This is a genomic window from Crocinitomicaceae bacterium, from assembly GCA_016708105.1.
Lineage (GTDB): Bacteria > Bacteroidota > Bacteroidia > Flavobacteriales_D > Crocinitomicaceae > JADJGJ01.
In genome coordinates, this window is the sequence record JADJGJ010000001.1 from 1,676,577 (window position 1) to 1,699,162 (window position 22,586).

The window sequence follows — 22,586 nt, forward strand, 5'->3', positions numbered from 1 at the left end:
GGTAATGATTTGCTAAGGTACATGAAGATATGTTTCTTCTGTTCAGTTAAAGAACTATTTATTCAAAATCAATAATGAATATCTCCCTTATGATCAATCTCAAACTGATTGTTTTTATAGTGATATTTTACTTTTTGAATTAAGACAATGTCTCCATTTTTCACATTTGATAGATCAGTGATTTCTCCGTTGACTATAAACAATCCTCCGGTATCTTTTGCAATTTTCAGATATTCTGGTCGCACAAATTTTGGTGCAGCACAAAGTATAACATGAACAGGTTTGGTAACGTGATTCAGCAATTCCATATCTCTCACCTCTGAAAAATTATCTGCAATTAAAACCAGTTCTTCGGCTTGTTCATCGTGCTGAATGGCGTAAAGCAAAGCTTCAATATCATTTTCAGGTGCTTCACCACCATTGCCTTTGAGCATGGCTTCATCAATTTTTTCATTCAATTCACCGGCAGATTTTGTAAAATAAATTCCGCCTGCGCCACCTATTCTTTTTTGCTTGGTGGTTTTTTTATCTCCGTCATTAAAAAAAGTAAAACTAGTGAATGGGTGATTGATTGAATAGGTTTGCATCCATGATATCATGCCTGCAATATGGGTATACATGCTGCCGGTTACATCCATGATCATAGCAAGATTTTTTTTATTCTTTAGTAAGTCTAACCCTTTGTAAGGTGCCGTGTTTTTTACGCTGAAAGGTTCACCGGTTTGGAGCAGGTTGATATCGGTGCCCGTGATTCCTTCAGGCATGTCTATCTGATCATCTTTAAATTCAGGTCGTTTTCCATCTCTGGTATACATGCCGTTCACTTCAATTGAATAGGATACGCGAATTTCCAGATTCACCACTGAACTTACTTTTTTCCCATTCTCAAGTGCCGGTTGCCACAAGGGCATTTCTTTAAAGGCGTTTTCAACCTTGTTTTTAGCTGATGTAGAATATTCGCCAATAAAAGTCAAATTTTCTATCTGACCATTTTCATTCACGGTGATTTGAATTGTTACCCACACATCATCTCGTGCCGGACTAATTTCAGGAGAGTTTTTAAGTGATTGTCTGAAGTGTGAAAATAATTCATTGTCACCACCAACGAAGGATGCCGGCTGCGTTTTTAGTTCAGTTTTTAGTTCAATGGTATCTGAACCAAGCTGACTTGCCACAGGGTCTTGATACATATCATAATAAGTTTCTTTTTTTGTGTCTGCTAAAAAATTATGCATCCAATTTAATTCTGCAGCGCGTGATTCTTCTGATTCTACCGGACGATGATATAAAACAAAACCATGAAAATACGAATCTCCGTCTTCCGTTATTTTACAACCGGTTTGCTCAATAATCTCCCATTCAATTAAAACATCATCTATTAAAAATGGATAAACCCGATACAACTGATTCATGCGTGATCTGTCAAGCACAGGTTGACTGAACGTTTCACTTTCACGATACTGCGTGTACACATAATATACCTTGATCACGGTTAATGATGAAAGATCACGAAAGTCAAAATTGGCTTCAGCAAAATCACAAGGAATAATGGTGCAGACATTGCTTTCTTTGAGTTTCTAGTTTGGTGATTTGCGTTCTGGTTTGTGCCAGTATATTATCAATACGCTGACTGTGCGCCTTACAAGAGAAGAGTAAAAATAAAAGAATCAACTGTCTGTTCATGCGGTGCAACTATAATGTTTTAACGGCTGAAAGTTACAACGATCTTTTATCAGATAATTAAACCATTTGTCTAAAAAGATTGTCAAAGCGAGGATATTGGGTAATTTTGTACAAACTACAACGGATGGCACTACGCGCACTTATATTTTTATCAGGTTTTTTCTCTCTCACGTTTCTTTTCGCTCAGCCCGGCACCGGTGAGCGACCTAAAATTGGCACCTTGACCGGACGAGTGGTTTCTGGTGTCAATCAAACATCTGTTCCGTATGCTAAAATTTTTCTAATCAGTGTGCGTGATAGTAGTGTGCTGACAGGTGGTTTAGCTGATAGCTTGGGGAATTTTGTAATCTCTGAAATTCCGGCCGGACCATCTATTGCAAAAATTACCTCGTTTGGATTTGAACCTCTGTTCATTGATTCGCTCTTTTTTAACGAGAAACAAACACGTATTGATTTAGGGAATTTAAATATGCTCACTTCAGCAAATCAACTGGGAGAAGTTGATGTAGTCTATGAGAAACAAGAAGTGATTGCACAAATTGATCGCAAAGTTTTTAGCGTTGATAAACAATTGACTTCACAAGGCGGAACAGCACTTGATGTTTTGCAAAATGTACCTTCAGTTACCATTGATATGGATGGCAATGTAAGTTTACGAGGCAGTGCAAATGTTACCATTCTGATTGATGGGCGGCCATCTTCAATTACCGGAAGCGGAAGACAAGGTGCGCTTACTTCAATTCCGGCAAGCTCAATTGAATCTATAGAAATTATTACAAATCCATCTGCCAAATATGACCCTGATGGCATGTCAGGTATCATCAATATCGTACTCAAAAAAAATAAATTAAAAGGCTTCAATGCCAGTATTGACCTGAGTCTTGAAAATGGTATACATCCTGATTCACTTGATACGTTTAACCAATTTTTAGGATTTAATCACAACATTGCCCTGAACCTTGCTTATCGTAATCAATTCTTCAATATTTATGGCGGTTATAGTTCAAATTGGTATGAGGGGTATCGCAACTTTGATCAAACCAATGAAACATGGTATAACAACAGTTATGATAAACAAGTTCAATCACGTACCGGAACCCATTTACGTCAGGGACAAATGCTCAAGTTTGGAACTGATTTTTATATCAACCCTAAAAACACAACAGGCTTTTCAGTAAACGGAAATATAGGCAGAGAAGAGCGCACGGGAGATATGTATTATTATTCATATGACTCCGTATCTCGTTACGATGTGTGGCAAAGATTAAGTAACGATCCTGGTGATAAATACGGCTTAGACGCTAGTTTGTACTGGAATAAAAAATTTGAACAGCCGGAACATAAACTAGATTTTAACGCACAATTTTCAACCGGCGAAAGTTCTGAATTGGGATATTATACTGAGAACACCTATAATCCTGATGATTTGGTTTTGCTAATTCCTAACTCATTGGATCAATATGTTTCAACCATTGATGGCAACAATATCACCACCATTCAGTTGGATTATTATAAACCCATGAGTAAAACTTATATACGGAATGATTCAAGCACTGTTACCCGTTTATCAAAACTTGAAACAGGCGCAAAATCTACAATCAGAAACGTAAGCCAAGATTATTATCAAGAAACATTTGACATAGCAGATGATAGCTTAAATAATAAATTTAATTTCACTGAACAGGTGCATGCAGCATATGCTATTTACGGAATGGATTTTGAAAAAATAAAGTTCCAGTTTGGTTTGCGCGCTGAGGCCGTTTTCATTAGTTCCGAAGTTGATAAGGATACAAATAGGTATACTAACAATTATTATTCACTTTATCCGTCCATGCATATTGTTAAACCACTCAGCAAATCAAGTGAGTTAACGTTGAGTTATAGCCGCAGGGTGAATCGTCCGCATTTGCATGCGTTGAATCCGTTTCCAAAATATACTGATCCATATAACTTGATGGTGGGTAATCCGGAATTGAATCCTGAATACATCAATTCTGTTGAGGTAGGATACGGAATGTACTCAAAAAAAATCACGATTACCACATCTGTTTATTATAGGTATTTGACCGACATGATACAACGTGTGCGCAGCATTGACTCTTTAGGCGTGTCGCGAGTTACTTGGTCAAATGTAGATGAGAGTTATTCTTATGGAACAGATCTGATGGTCATGTATAAACCATTCAAGTGGTGGAAAATTACGGCATCATTTAATCTTTCACAAACTTTCATCAACTCAACCAGTGGAGAAAGTGATTTGAATAATAGTGGAGTTTCATGGTCATCAAATTTGAATCAATCATTCACATTCAACAAAGGTTGGAGTGGGCAATTAACCGGTTTTTATAGGTCGCCAATGGTATTAACTCAGGGTAGATCACAACCGATGTATAGTTTAGATATTGCATTGAAAAAAACATTTTTAAAAGATAAAATGTACTTGAGCGGCAAAGTGACTGACATATTTAACACCAGGCAATTTGGCTATTCTGTTGAGCAACCGGGAATTTTTGAAAGTGAAGGAATTTGGAAACATCAATCACGCAGGTTTATGATTACGTTTGGATATACACTGGGAACACAGGATCCGGACAAAAAACGTCAAAAACGCGAGGGCTCAGGTGGTGATGGTGGAGATATGGGAATGTAAATTCTTGGCGTATTATAGATAATTCCCTGGCGGCAAAGTTTGCGTCGCTTTTAAAAACAGAAATTATTTTATATCCGGTGAATATAACTTCATCGTGTCAAGCATCGGCAAGTAATCAATTCAACTTAAGAGCCAATAAACCGGCAAGGCCAGATTTGCCGCCCATTTTTACAATTGCCAAGTCAATGCCGCATTTGCGTTTTCTTTTTTTGGTGGGTACATTCAGCGTTATCATAATGAGTGGTTTTGTTTGTTGTAAAAGGTAATACAAACTCTGTACCGAAATGTTCAAACTGTCTGAAAGGGGCGCTTTATTGAGTGTGATGGGTAGAATTTTAATTCTTAGGGTAAAAGATATTGATATCTCATAGTGACCATGAGCATGAAAAGTTTGAAGACGGGTTACAATGAATGATCATGTGTTGGCGCAGGTCGTGTCCTGCCCTTTCGTAAAGAAATTTAATGTGCGCCTACATAAGGAAATTTAATTTTCACTCACGTAAGAAATTTAATTTGCACTCTACACTTCTTCAAGATTCTTTTACTTGAACTGGGTTTACTCACCAAGTAGCTTCAATTGCGTTGGCAAAGGAAAGACTAGTCCTTTTCGAAAAAAGAGGGCATCAGAAAAAAGACTGTATCGATGAACTGCAATGACCCCTCTTCGGACAATACGTTTTCATCATGTAAATCCTCTATAATTATTCCAAGACCTGGATGAAAATAATCGTTTGCTTTTTTGTTTATAAAACCATTCGCAGACAAAAAATCTTTGACATTATTGAGGTCTGTGCTTTCGGTGGACCTTACAAACGGTTGTTTCACGACAGCATACAATTTTTCTGACCTGTAAAAACCAAGTAATTCGTACGCCAAATGCGGAAAAAAATAATTGTGCAGTAAAAGACTGTTTAAGTAGTCCTCCCACAATTCGTAAAAAATGGAATCGTTTAATTTTAGAATAAAATTTGAATCTGAGAATTCGTAGACCTTTTGTTCGGCACCTTCTCCAATATACTTTGATTCATCAACATCATTATACCATAAACTTTGACTTTCGACAAATTCAATTAAGATCTGCGTTTCTTGCTCTTTGACGAGCTTAGCTTTTGTAGTTGCTTGAATTGCTTTCTTTTTTCCTCTAAGGTGGTCGGTAATTGCTTGGATAATTTTTCCATTCCTAACTGACCCATTTCCTGAAATGATACTTTGTAATTCATGCTTTATAGTCATTTATACAAATTTAAGAAAAAAAAGACTGTAAGACAAGCGGGGCTTAGCAACAGAAGCTAATAGCGCTTCAGCGCAAGCGGGTTTGAAGTAATTCTAAATCAAGTTTATTTTATATTTAAACTGTTAGGCGTCACATGCAGGTTATTGGAAATTCCCGCCTGCGCCAAGCGGCAAAACGTTACCATGATGATCTCAAGCAATATCATCTACCGTATAATTGCTCACTTGGTGTTTAGATCCGTTTCTCACTGCTTGAACCAAATTTACAATGCTAAACGCAAGCATAATCAACATGTAGAGAAATAGAAAAGGACCAAATTCTTCATCAAATGATATACCTCCTGGATCAGCAACCGGAACAAGAGAAGCTAAAAAGACAATACCGGTAAAACAAACACCAATAATGCTCATCACCTTGGATGTTGTGCGGTTAATCTTTGCAATGGTGAAAGAGTAGGTCAACGCGAAAAAAGCCGTAAACAATAGTGAAACAACACCTCCGATCATGGTTATCTGGCTGAGTTCACTTCTGCGATAATCGTAGTAATCATAATATCCATCCCCATACAATGAATCCATAAATATACTCCATGACACTCGGTCATATTCGCTGGCTAGATAAAGTACCACTATTCCAAAAACCACGCATAATATCAATGCAATAACGTATAGTGCTTTCATAATAATATTTTATTTAGTGGTTTCATCAGGCAAATAATCAACAAAATTGAATCTTGATATTCATGCACGAATATAATACCATTATTTCAATTGGTTTTAGCGCTTATCTTTGCACGACAAACAACCCAGATCAATTTTTTATGAATTACAAGTTTGGCATTTACCTACTTCTTTTGATTGTTTCATTGGGCTGCACCAATCAGTCTGATTGTGAAAATCGTGATGTTGAAAATTTCAAATCTTTTATAAACCTTGAACCCGATACGCATGAGAAAGATCTGCCTGTTTTACTTGGCCCCTTTACCAGCGGAACATATACAGGTGATCAATCAGGATTTATCTATGGTTTTTATGCCATTGAAGACGCACCGCTGAATGTTGTGGTAAATTCAGCCACCTCTCAGGTAATTTTAATTTCGCTTGAAATTTTATCAACCGGTGATGAAATGAATCAAGACATGCAAGCCGTGGCAGCGCAGTTTCATATCTCTGATTGTGATATGCGATTTTTTGGCATGACCCAAGATGAATTAACAGAAGATTTTGGCAAACCTTCATCCAATGAAAAACTCAAAGGTGATATTCAATCACTCACGTATCACTCTAAAGATTATAAAACAAGTGTCAATTTTAAGTTTTATCCTGAGCAAGATAACCTTTGCACTTCAGTGATGGTTGAATGGAAATATTAACGTAATTACTATGAACAGATTCATGAAGTGGAACGCAGTTATAATTCCCACCCTCTTATTTCTAACCTTGTATTCAGGTTGCGCGGGTAATTCTCCTCAGTCTGAGACACAAACTGACTCTCTCAACATGGATACTCTTTTGAATGTAGATTCATTAGCAAAAAAATCCGCCAATGATTTTGATGATTTTTTAGGAGTAAAATATGGCACGCACGAACTTTATTTAGAGAGCATATTGGGTAAATTTACCTATGGTGAATACACAGCAGATTCATCTCAATTTATTTATCATTTCAATGTGCTTGAAAAAGTGCCTGTTTACGTGTGGGTGTCGGCTAAAACGCAAACTGTGCAAACCATCTTTATGGAGGTTTTATCATATCCCCCGTACTTTGAAACTGATTTAGATTCAGCGGCAAACTATTATCACATGATTGAAGAAGATAGGAAATTTTTTGGTAAAAAACCAGCTGAAATAATTGCCATAATGGGTGAGCCTTATAGTGATCAAATGCATGAATCAAATTTTCGAGAGTTAACCTATCAGTCTGATGATTACATGATATCTGTTGGTTTCAGATTCTATCCTGAACAAAATGAGATGTGTTCATCTATTTCAGTGAATTGGTTTTACAAACAATAAAAGCATTAGTCAAAATCAGGGGGGGGGTGATTTGTTAATACCCGGGCACTTGATCTAAGCCGGTTTTTCCTTTGACAAATTCGCCTCTTCCGGTTGCTAAAATTTTTTCCTGAAGATTTAAAATTTCAGATTGGGCAAAATAGGTGTGACCGTCAAATGATACAAGCTTTCCGGTAGCTATCATACAACCTTCTGTAACGGGTCTTTTTAGTTCAACCGTGAAATTTTTTGTGAGTAGAAAAAAGTCTTGAACATTTGATTGACAAGCAAAATAGGCCGAATCATCAAGCAGTTTAAAATAGACAGAACCGTGCACAGCCATGGCAGCATGAAAATATCTAACATCAACCGGTAATTTAATTTCAGCCAAACCTGTTGAAATATTCAGTTCAATACCTTTGTAATAATCATGAATCGGGGAAGATAGGTACATCTTTCTTAGTCTTTCAAAATGATTCATTGGTCTGTGTATTTTAAAACTTGATATATAAAAGTAAAGATTACAGATGAAGAACACGGTAATATAATTAAATTCGCATACCGAAATAATAGAAACAATACACCTATGGCTTTTGACATTGAAATGATCAGACAGGTATATGCAAAATATCCTGAACGCATTGCGGCAGCTCGCAAAGTAGTTGGTAAACCTCTTACCTTGAGTGAAAAAATTCTTTACGCACACTTGTGGGATAATCCGGTGACGCAGGCTTTTGAGCGTGGTAATTCCTACGTTGATTTTGCGCCTGATCGCGTTGCCATGCAAGACGCAACAGCTCAAATGGCCTTGTTGCAGTTTATGCAAGCCGGTCGTAAAAAAGTTGCTGTGCCTTCAACTGCACATGCTGATCACTTAATTCAGGCAAAAATTGGTGCAGAAAAAGATTTGCAAGATTCTCTCAATAAAAATGATGAGGTTTTCAATTTCCTTTCATCTGTTTGCAACAAATACGGTATCGGATTTTGGAAACCGGGTGCAGGTATTATTCACCAAGTGGTATTAGAAAATTATGCTTTTCCCGGCGGAATGATGATTGGTACTGACTCACACACTGTAAATGCGGGTGGATTAGGAATGGTAGCCATTGGTGTTGGTGGTGCTGACGCAGTAGATGTAATGGCCGGTATGGCGTGGGAATTAAAATTTCCTAAACTGATTGGTGTAAAATTAACCGGCAAATTAAATGGCTGGACTGCACCAAAAGATGTGATATTAAAAGTTGCCGGAATACTCACCGTTGAAGGTGGTACCGGATGCATTGTAGAATATTTTGGTTCAGGCGCTGAATCACTTTCATGCACAGGAAAAGGAACCATTTGTAACATGGGTGCTGAAATTGGGGCAACTACTTCAACATTTGGTTATGATGATTCTATGCGTCGTTACCTAAATGCAACAGGACGTGCTGATGTTGTGGAATTGGCTGATAAAGTAGCTGAACATTTAACAGGTGATGCTGAGGTTTATGCAAATCCTGAAAAATATTTTGATCAAGTTATTGAAATTGATTTATCAACCTTGATGCCTCATGTTAACGGACCATTTACCCCTGACTTGGCTACACCAATCAATGAGTTGAAACAAAAGGCAACTACAAATGGCTGGCCTCTGAAAGTTGAGTGGGGATTGATTGGTTCATGCACCAATTCATCGTATGAAGATTTAGCGCGTGCATCATCCATAGTGAAACAAGCTGTTGAAAAAGGTTTGGTTGCAAAAGCAGAATTTGGAATCAACCCGGGTTCTGAGCAAGTGAGATACACCGCTCAGCGAGATGGTTTGCTGGATATCTTCAAAAAATTTGATACAAAAATTTTTACCAACGCATGCGGACCATGTATTGGACAGTGGGATAGAGCAGGTGCAGATAAAGGTGAAAAAAATACCATCATTCACTCATTCAACCGCAATTTCTCAAAACGAGCTGATGGAAATCCAAACACGCATGCGTTTGTAGCTTCACCTGAAATTGTTGCTGCATTGGCAATTGCCGGCGATCTTGGCTTTAATCCAATCACTGATACCTTGACCAATAATAAAGGTGAACAAGTAAAATTAGATCCACCTGCCGGAGATGAATTACCTCAAAAAGGTTTTGCAGTAGAAGACAATGGATATCAGGCTCCGGCTGAAGACGGAAGTAAGGTAGACGTGAATATCAGCCCATCTTCTGATCGTTTACAAGTATTGGAAGAATTTAAAGCCTGGGATGGTCAAAATATTCATGGTGCTAAATTGCTTATTAAAGTAAAAGGAAAATGTACTACTGACCATATTTCTATGGCTGGTCCTTGGTTGAAATATCGTGGTCACTTAGATAATATTTCTAATAACATGCTCATTGGTGCTGTCAATGCTTTTGGTGGCGCAGTGAACAATGTGAAAAATCAACTTACCGGTGAAACAGGTGAAGTACCTGCTACTGCAAGAGCATATAAAAAAGCAGGTGTACCATCAATTGTGGTTGGTGACCAGAATTATGGTGAAGGATCATCACGTGAACACGCAGCTATGGAGCCACGTCACCTTGGCGTTGTTGCCGTGATTGTGAAATCATTTGCGCGTATTCATGAAACAAATCTGAAAAAACAAGGGATGTTGGCTTTGACTTTTGCTAACCAGGCTGACTGGGATAAAATTCAAGAAGATGATACGCTTGATTTTACTGATCTTGCTCAATTTGCAGCAGGAAAACAGTTGACACTTAAACTCAATCATGCGAATGGAACAGCTGAAGAAATTAAACTGAACCATACGTATAATGATCAACAAATTGAATGGTTCAAAGCCGGTTCAGCGCTGAATCTGATTAAAATGCAACAACAACCTGCTTAAATTTAGGCAGTATGATTATTCTAGGTCGCACCTAATGAGTGCGACCTTTTTTTTTCTACTTTAGTTTGATGAATGATTGGTATGCGATGTTCATTCAATACATTTTCATTCCGCTTTGTTGTATATGAAAAAAACACTTTGTTTATTTGAAGCCGGAGGCACCAAAACCACACTCTTAATTCAAGAAGATGGTCAACCGGTTACAGAACATCATTTGCCTGGATTTAATCCTAACCGATACTCTGCTCATCTTGAACAATCTTTATTAAAACTGCATTTGCCTCAAAATGCGCAGGTATTTTTTTATGGAAGCGGATTGGTGTCTGAACAAAATAAACTGAAGGTGAGAGAAATGCTCAAACCTGTTTTCAGCGGACAGATTTCTGTATTTGATGATCAGTTAGGTGCTGGGCGTGCTGCTTATGGGACAATGAGCGGACTTGTTGGTATAATGGGAACCGGTGCATTTGCGGCCTGGTATGACGGAACTATAATTGTTGATCGCAAAGGTGGGCATGGATACTTGATTGATGATATTGGTGGAGGACTTGAATTAGGAAAATTAATTTTATCTGCTTGGCTCAATCATGATCTTCCTCCTGAAATAGATCAGGCAGTTTCAATTGCTGTTGGTGTAGAGCGGAATGATTTTACAACCCATTTCTACAGTCGTCCTGATTTGCATTTGCCCGCGCGTTTACCAATGGTAGTTAGCCAGTTTAGTCAAAACAAGCATTTAGATGAATTATTGGTGAATTATTTTCATCTCTATTTTTCAAGACATGTGAAATCTTTAATCACCAAATACAAGGCTGAGCAGATGACCTTGGTTGGAGGTTTGGCTAATGCATTTCATGCGCAGATAAGCAGTGCAGCATTGTCGTTTGGAATAAATAAAATAGTTTGTTTAAGTAACCCCGCTGAAAAACTACTTCATTATCACCAAGATGCGTAATAAAGGAATTTTGGCTGAAACTATCTGACTGCCTAAACGTAAAATTTGTCTACCGGATAAGCCGATTAGTAGAAATTTTGAAACCTGATTCAACATTTATTCGGATATTTACCTTGAAACTCCAATTTGCCTATGGAAGCATTACGTATACCATCTACCATTAAAACTCCTGAGGTATTATTTGATCCAACTAATCAGGTGTTTGAAATTAAAGGAAAATCTATTCCTGACGATGCTGAAGAATTTTACAGTAATATTTTGACTTGGTTTGAAGATTATGTCGCAAATCCGGTTGATAATACGGTGTTAAAAATTGATCTTGAATATTTTAATATCTCATCTTCAAAACGCCTGTTATTTTTGTTGTATAAGTTAAATGAGCTCAAAGCTAAAAATAAGTTTGTGCGCGTTCAGTGGTTGTACAATGAAGAAGATGAAGACATGTTTGAAGTTGGGCAAGACTACGCTTTTATGGTCAAAGTTCCGTTTGATTTCATTAGTTATTCAATGGAAGAACGAAGAACAGCATTGGCATAAACAATTTTTTATCAAGTAATCAGCCTCGGAATAAAAACCGGGGCTTTTTATTTTTACACCACACATTGTAGCCTAAAGCCACTGGTTTTTGGCAAAGAATATTGAGCCAATATGATCAAATAGTTAGGTCCAATTCCTGTTAAATATCTTTAATATTGATCTCTTTGACGCCATGGTAAGATTTCAATATGCACATTATCGGGATATTGTTCTATTTTTGCAATGAAATTTTCAAAATCAATCATGCAAAATAATTCCAATAAACTTGCCGTTATTTCTCTGGTTATCAATTTTATTCTGATAATAGCCGTTGTTATTCTTTTTGTTAAAATGCCTGCCTCAGGTAATGAAACTGTTGATGCCACTGAGGTTGACAGTACAGATTTGAGTAAAATGCATGAAAAAGGTGATGGTGCTGTGATTGCTTACTATTATTCTGATTCACTTAATACACGTAGTGAATTTGTAAAAGATTTAGAAAGAGAGATAATGGATGCTCAAATTTCTGCAGAAAATAAACTCAAAGCAAAACAAGATGAGATGATTCGCTGGGATAAAAAATGGCAAGCTAAAGGACCTTTGATTTCATCAGAACAAATGCAATATCAGCAAGAAGGTGAAAAACTTCAGTTAGAATTAATGGAATTGCAGCAAACCCTTGAACAAGATTTAATGGAAACTCAAACCAGATTGACTATGACGGGTTTGACTCGTATACAAAAATACTGTCGTGATTTAGCACTTGCAAATGGCTATGATTACGTTATCAGTTATCAGGTTGGAGGACAATTTTTATTCTGTAATCCAAAAATGGATATTACAGATGAGTTGATTGAATTGATGAACAGTGATTACGATACCACTTCAACCGTTACAACTCAAGAAGCTGAAAAAACCGAATAATGCTCATTGCAAGGCGCACGCTTGAAAATAATATTGCTGAGCATGTCATCTACATGTTTCAGATTGAAGACCTGATACGTGCAAATAATTTTGACACTGACAACATTGTCTACACTATTATAGCCCCACAAATTAAAGATGAACGTTTGTTGCAGGAATACCGCGCGTGGTATGAGAAATTGATTACGCAAATGCAAGATGAAAACATCAAACAAAGCGGTCATCTTTCTGAAATCAATGAAATTTTAATGGAGTTGTTGTTGTTGCACAATACATTAATCAATATCATTCAAAATAAAAAATACCTTGAACTGTTTGAGAAGGCTTTACCTGCCTTGCAAGATTTTCAACATAAAAGTAATGCTGCAAATGTAAACTTGGTTGAGGTTGGTTTCAACGCTTTGTACAGTAAACTCATTCTGAAATTAAAGGGGCAGGCATTCTCTCAAGCCACTGAAGATGCGTTTGCTCAGATATCGACCATGTTGGGTTATCTTGCCTTATACTATAAAAAAATGAAACAAGGTGAACTCAATTTTGCCAATAATTAGCAAAAGATAATTCATCCGCTCAAATAAAATAAGCCCTCGGTCTTTACGTTTATCTAACCGTTTTATTTAGTTTCGCTAAAGATTTTGTTTTGAAAGATCGCCTCTTATATTACCTCGTTGTTGTTCCCATTGGACACCTGCCTTTGCGAATCATTTATATATTCTTTGATTTTTTTTACTTCTTGCTCATAAGCCTTATTCCTTACCGCCGTAAAGTGGTCATGCAGAATTTGCAGCGCTCGTTTCCCCATAGTGAAATCAAAGAAATCAAGTATTTCAAAAAAAGATTCTATAAATATTTCACTGACTTATTTGCTGAATCAGTGCGCAATTTATTCATGAAAGAAGATGAGTTAAAAGATCGTGTGAAAGTTGTCAATCCTGAGGTGATTCATCAATTATATAAAAAGAAAAAAAGCATCATTCTGTTGTCATCACACTACAATAATTGGGAATTATTAATTACTGCGCAAAGTTTGTTGTTTCATCACAAAGCTGTTGGAATTGGGGCTCCGCTTTCTAATAAATACTGGGACAAAAAAATTACTGAAAAGCGTGAAAGGTTTGGAATGAAAGTAGTGCACGGTACAAATTATAAAGATGAATTGAAAAAATTGGGAAATGAAGTGACCGCCACTTTGGTATTAGGTGATCAATCACCGGGTAAAGATGAGAATTGCTACTGGACTCAATTTCTGAATCAAACAACAGCCTTTTATTTTGGAGCTGAATTTATGGCAAATGAATTTGACATGCCCGTGGTATCAGCCACCATTCATCAGGTACGCAGAGGTTATTATGAAGTTGAATTGAAACTCATTACAGAAAAGCCACGACTAGAGCCGTATGGATTTGTCACTGAAACCTATGTGCGTGATTTAGAATCAACCATTCACATTCAACCTGAATTTTGGTTATGGTCACACAAACGATGGAAAAAGGATGTACCTGAAAATCTTGATGAAATTAGAGCAATTCACCGAAATAAATTTGTGAAAAGATTCAGGTCTTAATCACACCTTGCCTTTTGGAAAACTTGGCATTTTGAGTAAATTTTTTGCTTGCTCCACGTGGCGTTCATTGTGATAAACCACAACTTGAAAAGCATCACCCAATCTTAATTTAATTAGTGAGGTAACTGCCAACGTGCATTTTGCTTTGCGCACATTGATAAAGCGAGAATCAGCAATTAACTTTTGCATTTCATCTTGGTAGGCCAAAAATTCAAGAACCGCATTTTCAGTTGGCAAGGTGGCATTGATCAGTGGATTATAATCTTTTGCCGCCTTCAATCTACGCTTCACATTTTTTACTTTACCAAGTTTAACTGCAAGTATAGATGCGGTGCCCAAGGGGCTGCTTACAAAATACTGACCCGGAGTTCTGAATCGGGTATTTTTAATGCGCTCTCTGAAAACAGGGATGTAAAAACTGTAATAAGCATTCAAATGTGCCAAACACTGAGCAACACTCCAAGTTCTATCATTAGGACGCCAAAAAAGTTGTTCTGGTGTGAGCTCTAGAAAGTTTTTACGCACCTCATCACTCAATATTCCTGTAAGGTCTGCAAGTTTTTTTAGCAGCTCACTCACGCGTGTTTTTTTAATATTGATATTGGAGAGTACGTTTGTCATTGTCCTTTCAAATATAGATTATTTATACTGATGTTTCAAATGATCTCTGCTGTAAAAATATAAACGGTACTTTGTCAGATATCTTTTTTTTATCGTCAAGGCATTTAGTATACCAACAAAGTGATGTGTAATTTTGTTCTCAATAAATGAAAACTAATACTGTAATTGTTGTAATTATTCCTGCAGTGAATGAAGAAAATTCAATTGCCCGGGTGGTTAATGAAATTCCCGCCGGCCTAGTTGATGAGATCATTGTTTGTGATAATGGCTCACATGATAACACTGCTGATAATGCCCGATTATGTGGTGCAACCGTTGTGTATGAATCAAGAAAAGGATACGGTTGGGCTTGTTTGAAAGGAATGGAACACCTCGAAAAGCGAGTTGTAAAACCGGATATTGTGGTATTTATTGATGGTGATTATTCTGATTATCCTGATCAAATGCCGGCTTTGGTTGCACCCATTCTGAATGGCAGTGCTGATTTTGTTATTGGCTCACGAGCACTTGGTAACCGTGAAAAAGGATCTATGACTTTTCCGCAGGTTTTTGGTAATTGGCTGGCTACGCGTCTCATGAGAATTTTTTACCAGGTAAGATATTCTGATTTGGGACCATTCCGCGCTATACGTTATGATGCATTACTCAAGCTTGGAATGAAAGATAAAACCTACGGCTGGACCATTGAAATGCAAATCAAAGCGGCAAAAAACAAATTGCCATACACTGAAGTACCGGTGAACTATAAAAAACGCATTGGCGTATCCAAAGTATCAGGCACTATTAAAGGAACCATCTTGGCAGGGTATAAAATTATTTTCAGCATTTTCAAATATCTTCGGTAGAGAAAGCTCTCGACCATGCCCGATCAATGAAATATGATTGAACATGATAATTAAACGTCTCAGGCAAAATAAAGCTGATGACAGGTTCAAGCGCAGCAAGCGTAATTTTTTGTTTTCTCAGTTTTTCAAGCGTTTTAATTCTTTCAATCCCTGCAATGACAAGGAATTAAGAAGTTTTCAACAATTCCTGATTTTTTGGCTGATTTCGGTATCTTTGAGGTTCTGTAAAATCGGGGATATATCATGGGAAAAGTCATTGCGGTTACCAATCAAAAAGGAGGAGTAGGGAAAACCACTACAGCTATTAATTTAGGCGCAGCTTTTGGCGTGCTTGAATACAAAACACTAGTTGTGGATGCTGATCCGCAAGCCAATGCAACGTCAGGTCTTGGACTTGACCCCAAAGGAATTACCCAAAATATTTACGATTGCCTGATCAATGACCTGGATCCTGCACAGGTAATTTTACCTACAGAAAATCCAAATCTTGATCTCATTCCCGCTCATATTGATTTAGTTGGAGCAGAACTTGAGATGATCAACATGCCTGACCGTGAGCAACGCTTAAAAATGGCATTAGACAAAATCAAAGACAATTATGATTTCATTATCATTGATTGTTCTCCTTCTTTAGGATTAATAACTGTAAATGCGCTTACCGCAGCTGATTCGGTTATAATTCCGGTTCAATGTGAGTATTTTGCTCTTGAGGGGCTTGGTAAATTACTTAACACCATTAAAATAGTTCAGGGTCGTCTCAACGAGGCTTTGGATATTGAAGGTATTGTGCTCACTATGTATGATACCCGTTTGCGTTTGGCTAACCAAGTGGTTGATGAGGTGAAAACACATTTTCAGGAATTGGTTTTTGATACCATCATTCATCGCAATACTCGGTTGAGTGAAGCGCCGAGTTTTGGTGAAACTATCATCATGCATGACGCAACATGCAAAGGGGCTATTAATTACCTGAACTTTGCGCGTGAAGTTTTGCAGAAAAATGATCTGACAAAAATGAAAAATAAAGATAAACAATTGTCCAACTAATTAAACGAAACCAGGAATGACAACGAATAAGAAAAGGGCTTTGGGTAGAGGTTTAAGTGCCTTACTGGAAAATTCAAGCACTGATATTACCACAAAAAATATTGGAGTTGCCGGCGGTCAAACTGTTGGATCTATTTCATCTTTGCAGATTTCTCAAATTGAAGCAAATCCTTTCAATCCACGCTCAAATTTTGAAGAAGAGGCCTTGAAAGAATTGAGTAACTCAATAAGCGAGCATGGCATTATTCAGCCACTCACGGTTAGAAAACTTGGTAGAGATAAATATCAACTCATATCAGGTGAACGCCGTTTCAGAGCATCTCAATTAGCCGGGCTTACTGAAGTGCCTTGTTATATTCGTATTGCCAATGATCAGAATATGCTTGAGATGGCCTTGGTTGAAAATATTCAGCGTGAAGATCTCAATGCCATTGAAGTTTCTTTGTCTTATCAACGTTTGATTGATGAGTGTAATTTAACTCAAGAACAACTTAGTCAAAAACTAGGTAAAAGCCGTTCTAACATCACCAACTTTTTACGTTTATTGAAATTACCTGCAGCGGTTCAAGTGGGTATTCGTGAAGGATTAATTACCATGGGGCATGCGCGTGCTCTGGTAAATGCGGGAGATGAAGCAACACAAATTGATCTTTTTCATCAGATTGTGGAAGAAGAATTGTCTGTGCGTGATGTTGAAAATCTAATTAAAAGTAAACGTGAACCTAAATCCGATGATGATAAATCTACCTTAGATTCTCTCATTGATCATTCTGAAAAAACTACATCAGCTGAGCTTAGCGTATCTGTTTTGGAATTCAAAAATCGTTTAGCTGAAAATCTTGCTACAAAGGTTCAGATATCTTCAGACAATAAAGGCAAAGGAAAAATCGTTATCTCTTTTGATTCTCAAGATGATTTGGACAGAATCATTTCAGCTATTGGGAACGCAAATGCAGTGAATGTATAAACTCGGCTTCTTATTTTCAATTTTATCATTTTTTCTCTTTGCTGGAAATTTATCAGCTCGTTTTTCCTTTGAATCAGATGATTCATTGAAAGTTCACGTTAATAAAGAGAAAGATTCGTTGAGCAAAGACACTGCATATCATCATCTTTGGAAACATGCTACTATTTGGTCAGCTTGTCTACCGGGTGCCGGACAGATTTATAATGAAATTGGATATCGCCGCGTGCAAAACAAAAAAAATAGAGCATGGTGGAAAGTGCCAATTATTTATAGTGCACTTGGGGTAACGGGTTATTACTTCTACAATAACCTAATCACGGCTCAAGGTTTAAAAAGAGAATGGCTATATCGCTATGATAATGGAAATGCCATGTCAAATACAAATTATTTTACCTGGTCAAATGATGAATTGTTGGACGGTAAAACTATTGACAACTTGTATTATCCCGGATATGATCAGGCAGCAAAATATCGTGATTTATTTGCTGTAGGATTCATTGCTGTTTGGGGATTGAACGTTGTTGAAGCTTTAGTTGACGGACATTTTGTACACTTTGATGTTTCTGAAGATCTAAGCTTTCATTATTATCCTGTTTTATTTGACAGAAATGTTGCCGGAATAGGCGTAGGCCTAGTTTTTTAGCAAGAATCAACGTAGTGAACATCGGTTGCAAGTGCAGCTCACAACTTTGGCAACACAAAGGAATTTATATATTTACTTTACGCAAGAATAAACGAAGGCAGGCGGAAAATTAACCGTGGTGAACGATATTTTCATTTTTGGAAAGCACATTTTAATCAGCCGTTTTGATGCAAGAGAATATTGATATTGTACAAAAACACCTCCGCATTTTAGTGCTTCATAGGCTTTCACCAATATTTTCTTTTTGGTGGTTTCAGGTATTACAGCCAAGGGCAGAGAAGAAAGAATTGCATCAACTTGTTTGATTCCATATTCTTTTGAAATAATGTCTAATTGGTCAGCACTTTTATTAAAAATCACAACACGAGGATCAGTGATTTTTTCTTTAAGCAATTGGTAAAAATTCTCATTTAATTCAAAAATAAAAATCTTGGCGTCACTTGCTGAACGCTTAATCAATTCATAAGTAAATACTCCGGTGCCCGGACCAAGTTCAACAATTACTTTTGATTTTGAGAAATCTATACGATCACACATTTTTCGTACTAAAAATCTTGAACTTGGAGCTAAGGCCCCAACTTGTTTTCTCTCTTTAAAAAAAGTACGTAGAAATTTTCTGCTATGCGCCCTGGATTTGTTCACGTTCTTGTTGAGTTGATAAAATACCGTTGTTGATTATACCTAACACTTTACCGGTCAGTTTTTTTCCGAGTAAAGGGCTGTTGTTTGATTTTGAAAGATTATTGCTTGCATTGAATTCCCATTCACCTGATGGATCAAATAAGGTAATATTTGCGTTTTGATTTACTGCAATAGGTGACTGATGTATGCCAAGCACTTTTCTGGGATTAATCGCTATATACTGTATGATTTGATCAATGCTTAGATTTTTTATTGATCGCAATGCTGAGAATAAAGTTTGCGTTCCAATGGTTCCAAAAGCTGCCTGATCAAATTCTACTTCTTTGTTTTCAATATCTTCAGGGTTGTGGTCAGAGCAAACAAAATCAACGGTTCCATCGTTCAATCCTTCAAGTAGAGAAAGTTGATCGTCAGCTGAACGAAGAGGAGGTAAAGTTTTAAAATTTGCATTGAAGCCAAGTACATCTTCTTCAGTGAAACAAAGATTATTGATATAACAATCAGCGCTTACATTTAATCCTTTCTTTTTGGCGTCACGAATAAGATTCACAGATTCACGGCATGATATTCCGGTGAAATGTAAACGAGATCCTGTATACTCTAACAAACTCAAATCACGTTGCACAACCATATATTCTGCCAGTGAAGGAATGGCTTTTAATCCCGTGTATATGCTGGCTTTTCCTTCATGCACAAATCCTTTACCCACAATAGATGAATCAAACGGAAAAGAAATAATTACCCCATTGAAATTTTTTGCATACAGCAGTGCACGATACATGATGCCTGACGAAACAGGTTTTTCGGCATCACTAAAAGCAATAGCACCGGCTTGTTGCATATCATACATTTCTGCCAGCACGGTTCCGCCCAATTGATCAGTCAAGGCACCAAACGGATATACCTGTACCGGAGACATAGATGACTTATTGATCAAATATTCAATTTGTGCTTTGTTAGAAATTTTAGGATGAGTATCAGGGCTTGTTGCAACCGCTGTCATTCCGCCTGCCTCTGCCAGTTGAAGTCCTGAATTTAAATCTTCTTTGTGTTCAAGACCCGGATCACAAAAATTAACTTTCGCATCAAACCATCCCGGTGAAGCATGAAGGTTAGGGGAGGTGAATGTTTTATCAGCATCAACTTTTAATCCCTGACCAATTTCTTTGATTATACCTTCATCAATAAAAATATCGCAAACCTTGTTGTGAAACTCATTTCCGGGAGAGATAATCCGGGCTGATTGTATGAGAATTTTCATCAGATATTTTTTTTTGTAATCAGTATTCTGAGTTGATCAGACGATACATTTTTGTAATGGCCTATCTTAATCCGTTCAGGTTAACTGAGTACAAAAATACTAAGACTTCCAGAATTTGAGCAATAAGATTTCAACAGCTATGAACAAAAGAGAGAGGATAAGTGACCATCGCCAGAATTCATTTGCTTTCAGTTGATTGACTTCAAGGTTGCCTGAATCATTTGCAGTCAGTGGGGTTGATTGGGTCCATCCGGCATTGAGAAAGGCTGTTTTCACATCATCTGAACTCAAGGCTTCAGTGTATGATTCATTGCGGTTATAGTTTAATGCCAGAATGTCTTGAGTTTTATCATACGCTTTAAGTTGATAAAATCCTGATTGTCGCAGTTGATCTTCCATTTGAGAAAATGATAACATTCTTGAATTTCCGGTATTGATTAGCTGCGGAATAAAGTCAACACCTTCGTCTGTATTTACTAAATGAACAGGCTCTTTTTCGTCTATTTCATTTCGTTGAGGTAGGTTTTCCATGCTTCCAATTGTCATGTACAATGGACGTTGAAAGCTTGATGTTTCCGCTATTCTCAAATAAGTTGCTGCAAACAATGCGTGATTTTGAAAATTATTGTATTCCATGTCAACCGGGCCAGCGGTTAAGATAATTCTGCCATTTGCATGCTGACTCATAATCATGTAAGGCATGGTAGGATTGAAGCCGAATAAGGTGATGAAATTTTGTGAACCACTCACTTGAAGAGGGTAGTAGCTGCTTACTTGCGGAAATTTGTAGTTCTCAGGTTTACTTTCAAAAACGCCTTTGTAAAGCGGGTCTTCGTAATTGAAGTAAGATAATTCTCCTGCTTTGCTGGTTAAATTTCCTAAGCCGGGTAAGTGGAGTTCATTGAGAAAAATATTCCAGTTAGTCGTATTGGTATTTTTACTCGGAATCATGGCAACAGTTGCACCGTCTTTGAGGGCTTGTTTTATCAAGTCATGAAATCCGCCGGGAATTTCAGCAGCATTTTGAATAATGATGAGTTCTTTTCCTTTGAAATCATCTTGTGTTGCTGATTTTATCTCAGTCACAGTACAATTGTAATAAGGATCTAATTGATACAATTGCTGAAGATTTCTGTTGTCATTTGAAGAATTTGTGACTAATAAAATTTTTACTTCATCTTTTATTTCATAGGAGAAGAAAAATGAGTCGTCAAAATAAAGTTGACCTGTTGCTACTGATAATTTTCCTGATTTTATTCCGGGCTCACGATCAGTAAAATTAATGCTGGATATTTCTGAAGATCTGGCTTCAACAGACACACGCTTTGGTGCAGGCTGACTGCCTGTAATATCAAGCGTAACAGACAAATCAGTTTGTGCAACATCACTTTGATTTTGAATTCTGAACCAAATATCAATGGGTGCATTTAATCTATGAACAGGTGTTTCAAACCATACGCTATCAATAAAAATGTTTTCTTTGATTTGAGCAGCAGACTGATAATAATAAGTTGGAATTTCATCACGTCTGAATTCGTCAAGTTTGGTTGTGCTTTTTTGAAAATCTGTAAAGAGAAAAACTCTGTAATTAGCATGTGAATACTCACCGGTCGACATATCACACATGGCATTTAAAACGGTAGATAGTGCAGTTGCTTTTGGCGTAAAATCTATTTTTTTTATCTTGTCAATAATATCATTAGATGTATAGTACCTGAATTCAGATGAAAGCAAATCACTTGAAAAGAGAGCTATTTTCTCATCAGCATCAAATGATTTAACTAATTCAATAGCTCTGTTTTTACACTCGTTGAGTAAATTTCCATCTTTGCCATCCGCTTGCATACTGTATGAGTTGTCAAGATAAATCAGGCTAATATTTTCTGTAGATTCTTGCTGATCAGATCCCGGAATAAAAGGCTGAGCAAAAGCAATGATCAAGAATATCATCGCAAGCAATCTACTGATCAGAACAAGAATATGTTTGAGTTTAACACCGGTGCGTGAATCTTCAGTGACTTCACGCAATAAATCAACACGTGAGAAATAAACCGTGCGATACCTTCTGAAACTAAACAAGTGAATAATAACCGGTACAGCCAGCAGAAAAAGCGCCCATAAAAATTCCGGATGTACAAATTTCATTTTATACCGATGTTTGTCTTGATTTTACTTAGTTCAAG

General features: G+C 37.1%; 21 protein-coding genes. 13 read left to right on the forward strand and 8 right to left on the reverse strand.

Annotated elements, in window-relative coordinates; all coding sequences use genetic code 11:
• Positions 1 to 68: 68 nt before the first annotated feature.
• Positions 69 to 1,490 carry a hypothetical protein gene (locus tag IPH66_07325; GenBank protein ID MBK7129155.1) on the reverse strand — a complete coding sequence of 474 codons (1,422 nt, stop codon included), beginning with the start codon at positions 1,488 to 1,490 and terminating at the stop codon, positions 69 to 71.
• A gap of 317 nt (positions 1,491 to 1,807) precedes the next feature.
• Here IPH66_07325 and IPH66_07330 point away from each other — a divergent pair, with 317 nt between their 5' ends.
• Positions 1,808 to 4,333, forward strand: a complete 2,526-nt coding sequence (locus IPH66_07330) for a TonB-dependent receptor (GenBank protein ID MBK7129156.1) — start codon at positions 1,808 to 1,810, stop codon at positions 4,331 to 4,333.
• Between the two features lie 597 nt (positions 4,334 to 4,930).
• Here the strand turns inward: IPH66_07330 and IPH66_07335 are convergent.
• Together IPH66_07335 and IPH66_07340 are read right to left on the reverse strand one after the other, a co-directional pair.
• Entirely contained in the window at positions 4,931 to 5,560 is a 630-nt protein-coding gene (locus IPH66_07335) for a hypothetical protein (protein MBK7129157.1), read from the reverse strand.
• A 198-nt stretch (positions 5,561 to 5,758) separates the two neighbouring features.
• The gene (locus tag IPH66_07340) at positions 5,759 to 6,247 is read right to left on the reverse strand and encodes a hypothetical protein (protein MBK7129158.1); all 489 of its coding nucleotides are present in this window, start codon (positions 6,245 to 6,247) and stop codon (positions 5,759 to 5,761) included.
• A 62-nt stretch (positions 6,248 to 6,309) separates the two neighbouring features.
• Between IPH66_07340 and IPH66_07345 the strand changes: the two genes are divergently transcribed.
• Positions 6,310 to 6,939: a hypothetical protein gene (locus IPH66_07345; protein MBK7129159.1), complete on the forward strand. Its 630-nt coding sequence runs from the start codon at positions 6,310 to 6,312 to the stop codon at positions 6,937 to 6,939.
• A 22-nt stretch (positions 6,940 to 6,961) separates the two neighbouring features.
• Complete coding sequence (locus IPH66_07350) at positions 6,962 to 7,582, forward strand: hypothetical protein (GenBank protein MBK7129160.1); 621 nt, start codon at positions 6,962 to 6,964, stop codon at positions 7,580 to 7,582.
• A 34-nt stretch (positions 7,583 to 7,616) separates the two neighbouring features.
• Here the strand turns inward: IPH66_07350 and IPH66_07355 are convergent, their stop codons facing one another.
• Positions 7,617 to 8,015, reverse strand: coding sequence for a PaaI family thioesterase (locus IPH66_07355; GenBank protein ID MBK7129161.1), 399 nt, complete (start codon positions 8,013 to 8,015; stop codon positions 7,617 to 7,619).
• Positions 8,016 to 8,147: 132 nt separating this feature from the next.
• On the opposite strand from IPH66_07355, the gene IPH66_07360 reads away from it, so the two are divergent.
• The 6 genes from IPH66_07360 (at position 8,148) to IPH66_07385 (ending at position 14,377) form a co-directional block, all read left to right on the forward strand.
• A complete protein-coding gene (locus IPH66_07360; protein ID MBK7129162.1) occupies positions 8,148 to 10,418 on the forward strand; it encodes an aconitate hydratase in 2,271 nt (756 codons plus the stop codon).
• Positions 10,419 to 10,542: 124 nt separating this feature from the next.
• Complete coding sequence (locus IPH66_07365; GenBank protein MBK7129163.1) at positions 10,543 to 11,373, forward strand: hypothetical protein; 831 nt, start codon at positions 10,543 to 10,545, stop codon at positions 11,371 to 11,373.
• 132 nt (positions 11,374 to 11,505) lie between these two features.
• Positions 11,506 to 11,910: a DUF1987 domain-containing protein gene (locus IPH66_07370; protein ID MBK7129164.1), complete on the forward strand. Its 405-nt coding sequence runs from the start codon at positions 11,506 to 11,508 to the stop codon at positions 11,908 to 11,910.
• Positions 11,911 to 12,153: 243 nt separating this feature from the next.
• On the forward strand, positions 12,154 to 12,813 hold the full coding sequence (locus IPH66_07375) for an OmpH family outer membrane protein (GenBank protein MBK7129165.1): 660 nt from the start codon (positions 12,154 to 12,156) through the stop codon (positions 12,811 to 12,813).
• Positions 12,813 to 13,364 (forward strand): DUF4924 family protein, encoded by a 552-nt coding sequence (locus IPH66_07380; GenBank protein MBK7129166.1) that lies wholly within the window; start codon positions 12,813 to 12,815, stop codon positions 13,362 to 13,364. The genes IPH66_07375 and IPH66_07380 overlap by 1 nt, the downstream gene beginning before the upstream one ends.
• Before the next feature lie 89 nt (positions 13,365 to 13,453).
• Entirely contained in the window at positions 13,454 to 14,377 is a 924-nt protein-coding gene (locus tag IPH66_07385) for a lysophospholipid acyltransferase family protein (GenBank protein MBK7129167.1), read from the forward strand.
• Here the strand turns inward: IPH66_07385 and IPH66_07390 are convergent, their stop codons facing one another.
• A complete protein-coding gene (locus IPH66_07390) occupies positions 14,378 to 14,956 on the reverse strand; it encodes a DinB family protein (GenBank protein ID MBK7129168.1) in 579 nt (192 codons plus the stop codon).
• A gap of 188 nt (positions 14,957 to 15,144) precedes the next feature.
• On the opposite strand from IPH66_07390, the gene IPH66_07395 reads away from it, so the two are divergent.
• The 4 genes from IPH66_07395 (at position 15,145) to IPH66_07410 (ending at position 18,500) form a co-directional block, all read left to right on the forward strand.
• Positions 15,145 to 15,843, forward strand: a complete 699-nt coding sequence (locus tag IPH66_07395; protein MBK7129169.1) for a glycosyltransferase family 2 protein — start codon at positions 15,145 to 15,147, stop codon at positions 15,841 to 15,843.
• A gap of 243 nt (positions 15,844 to 16,086) precedes the next feature.
• Positions 16,087 to 16,890: a ParA family protein gene (locus IPH66_07400; GenBank protein ID MBK7129170.1), complete on the forward strand. Its 804-nt coding sequence runs from the start codon at positions 16,087 to 16,089 to the stop codon at positions 16,888 to 16,890.
• A 16-nt stretch (positions 16,891 to 16,906) separates the two neighbouring features.
• Positions 16,907 to 17,857: a ParB/RepB/Spo0J family partition protein gene (locus tag IPH66_07405; GenBank protein ID MBK7129171.1), complete on the forward strand. Its 951-nt coding sequence runs from the start codon at positions 16,907 to 16,909 to the stop codon at positions 17,855 to 17,857.
• Positions 17,850 to 18,500: a hypothetical protein gene (locus IPH66_07410; protein ID MBK7129172.1), complete on the forward strand. Its 651-nt coding sequence runs from the start codon at positions 17,850 to 17,852 to the stop codon at positions 18,498 to 18,500. The genes IPH66_07405 and IPH66_07410 overlap by 8 nt, the downstream gene beginning before the upstream one ends.
• Before the next feature lie 72 nt (positions 18,501 to 18,572).
• On the opposite strand, the gene IPH66_07415 is transcribed toward IPH66_07410, so the two are convergent.
• The 3 genes from IPH66_07415 to IPH66_07425 form a co-directional block, all read right to left on the reverse strand.
• On the reverse strand, positions 18,573 to 19,037 hold the full coding sequence (locus tag IPH66_07415) for a methyltransferase domain-containing protein (GenBank protein ID MBK7129173.1): 465 nt from the start codon (positions 19,035 to 19,037) through the stop codon (positions 18,573 to 18,575).
• Positions 19,038 to 19,119: 82 nt separating this feature from the next.
• Entirely contained in the window at positions 19,120 to 20,403 is a 1,284-nt protein-coding gene (locus IPH66_07420) for a dihydroorotase (GenBank protein MBK7129174.1), read from the reverse strand.
• Positions 20,404 to 20,502: 99 nt separating this feature from the next.
• Positions 20,503 to 22,548 carry a BatA domain-containing protein gene (locus IPH66_07425; protein ID MBK7129175.1) on the reverse strand — a complete coding sequence of 682 codons (2,046 nt, stop codon included), beginning with the start codon at positions 22,546 to 22,548 and terminating at the stop codon, positions 20,503 to 20,505.
• Positions 22,549 to 22,586: the final 38 nt, after the last annotated feature.